Source organism: Rhodoferax sp., from assembly GCF_039922535.1.
In the GTDB taxonomy this organism is placed as follows: domain Bacteria; phylum Pseudomonadota; class Gammaproteobacteria; order Burkholderiales; family Burkholderiaceae_C; genus Rhodoferax_B.
Genome location: NZ_JBDTEM010000421.1, coordinates 1 through 2,094 on the forward strand (window position 1 = coordinate 1; position 2,094 = coordinate 2,094).

The window sequence follows — 2,094 nt, forward strand, 5'->3', positions numbered from 1 at the left end:
TGACCGGGATTGATACAGCGGTAGCGCAGGTGGCCATGCGCGAAAGCGACCGCCTGGCCGCACAGGCCGTGGTGGCACAGCGGATGAGCGAATTCGACGCGGCGCAACTGCGCCTGCAACGCTCGCAGATCCTGGCCCGCGAAGGCGCGTCGTCCGAGCAAGAGCTGGACGATGACCGCGCCCGGGTGCGCAGCGTGCAAGCCGCTGTGGATGCCGCCCGCGCCCAGGTTGCCGCCGCCAGTGCCGCCATAGCTGCAGCCCAAACCCAGGTGACTGCCGCCCGCTCTGCCGTGCTGGCAGCCAACGCCACCGTGGTCCGCATCCAAGCCGATATGGACGACAGCGCCTTGACGGCACCCCGTGCTGGCCGGGTGCAGTACCGCATCGCCCAGCCCGGGGAGGTCGTCGCTGCCGGCGGCAAAGTACTCAGCCTGGTGGACCTGTCCGATGTGTACATGACCTTCTTTGTTCCCGAGGCCAGCGCCGGCCGGCTGGCATTGGGCAGCGAAGTGCATTTGGTGCTGGATGCCGCACCGCAGTATGTGATTCCGAGCAAGGTATCGTTTGTAGCCAGCACCGCCCAGTTCACCCCGAAAACGGTGGAAACCGCCAGTGAACGGCAAAAGCTGATGTTCCGCGTCAAAGCACAAATCGACCCTGCTTTGCTGAGAAAGTACCTGCAGCAAGTGAAGACCGGTGTACCGGGCATGGCCTGGGTCAAAACCGATCCGCAAAGCGTGTGGCCTGCGGAGTTGGCCATCAAGGTACCGCAGTGACCGAGGCCCCCGTTGCGCGCCTGGCAAGCGTTCATTTGCACTATGGCAAAACACCGGCACTGATCGACATCACGCTGGAGCTTCCCGCTGGGTGCATGGTGGGTCTGATCGGGCCAGACGGCGTGGGCAAATCCAGCCTGCTATCTTTGCTGGCCGGTGCCCGGGCAGTACAGCAGGGCCAGGTACAGGTACTGGATGGCGACATGGCCAGCACAGCGCACCGCAACAGCGTCTGCCCGCGTATTGCCTACATGCCCCAGGGTTTGGGCAAAAACCTCTACCCGACCTTGTCGGTGGAGGAAAACCTGCAGTTCTTCGGCCGCCTGTTCGGCCACAACGCTGGCGAGCGCCGCAGGCGCATCGACAGCCTGACGCGCAGCACCGGCCTGCAAGCATTTCTACCACGGCCAGCGGGCAAGCTGTCTGGTGGCATGAAGCAGAAACTGGGGCTGTGCTGTGCGCTGATCCACGACCCCGACCTGCTGATTCTGGACGAGCCCACCACGGGTGTGGACCCGTTATCGCGCCGGCAGTTTTGGGACCTGATTGACGGCATCCGTAGCGACCGCCCTGGCATGAGCGTGGTGGTGGCCACGGCCTACATGGAAGAAGCCGACCGCTTCGACTGGCTGGTAGCGATGGACGCCGGCCGGATACTGGCCCAAGGCACGCCCGCCGAACTGCGTGCGCGCACCGGCACCGACACACTGGAAGCGGCCTTTATCGCCCTCTTGCCTGAGGCCCAGCGGCACGACCACCATGCCATCCACGTGCCGCCGCTGGTGGAAACAACCCGGCCCGAGATCGCCATCGAAGCCCAGGGTTTGAGCATGCGCTTCGGCGACTTTCTGGCCGTAGACCGGGTGAACTTCCGCATCCGGCGCGGGGAGATTTTTGGCTTCTTGGGGTCGAACGGCTGCGGCAAATCCACCACCATGAAAATGCTGACCGGCCTGCTGCCTGCCACCGAGGGGCAGGCCTTGCTGTTTGGCAACCAGGTGAACCCCAAGGACATCGAAACCCGCAGGCGCGTGGGCTATATGTCACAGGCGTTCTCGCTGTATGGCGAGCTGACGGTGCAGCAAAACCTGGTGCTGCATGCGCGTTTGTTCCAGGTGGCCGAGGCCGAGATTCCCGAGCGCGTGGATGCCATGGTGCAGCGCTTCAATCTGCGCGAGGTAATGAACAGCCTGCCGGAGAGCCTGCCGCTGGGCATACGCCAGCGCCTGTCGCTGGCGGTGGCGATGGTGCACAAGCCGGAACTACTGATTCTGGATGAACCCACTTCGGGCGTGGACCCGGTAGCGCGCGACATGTT

Annotated in this window: 2 protein-coding genes; both read left to right on the forward strand. The window is 64.2% G+C overall.

Features of this window, described 5'->3' with window-relative positions; all coding sequences use genetic code 11:
* On the forward strand, window positions 1–776 hold a 776-nt coding region (locus ABI213_RS20075), incomplete at its 5' end, for an HlyD family efflux transporter periplasmic adaptor subunit (RefSeq protein ID WP_348028403.1).
* Window positions 773–2,094: ATP-binding cassette domain-containing protein (locus tag ABI213_RS20080; protein ID WP_348028405.1), on the forward strand; the 1,322-nt coding region annotated here is incomplete at its 3' end. The genes ABI213_RS20075 and ABI213_RS20080, both read left to right, overlap by 4 nt.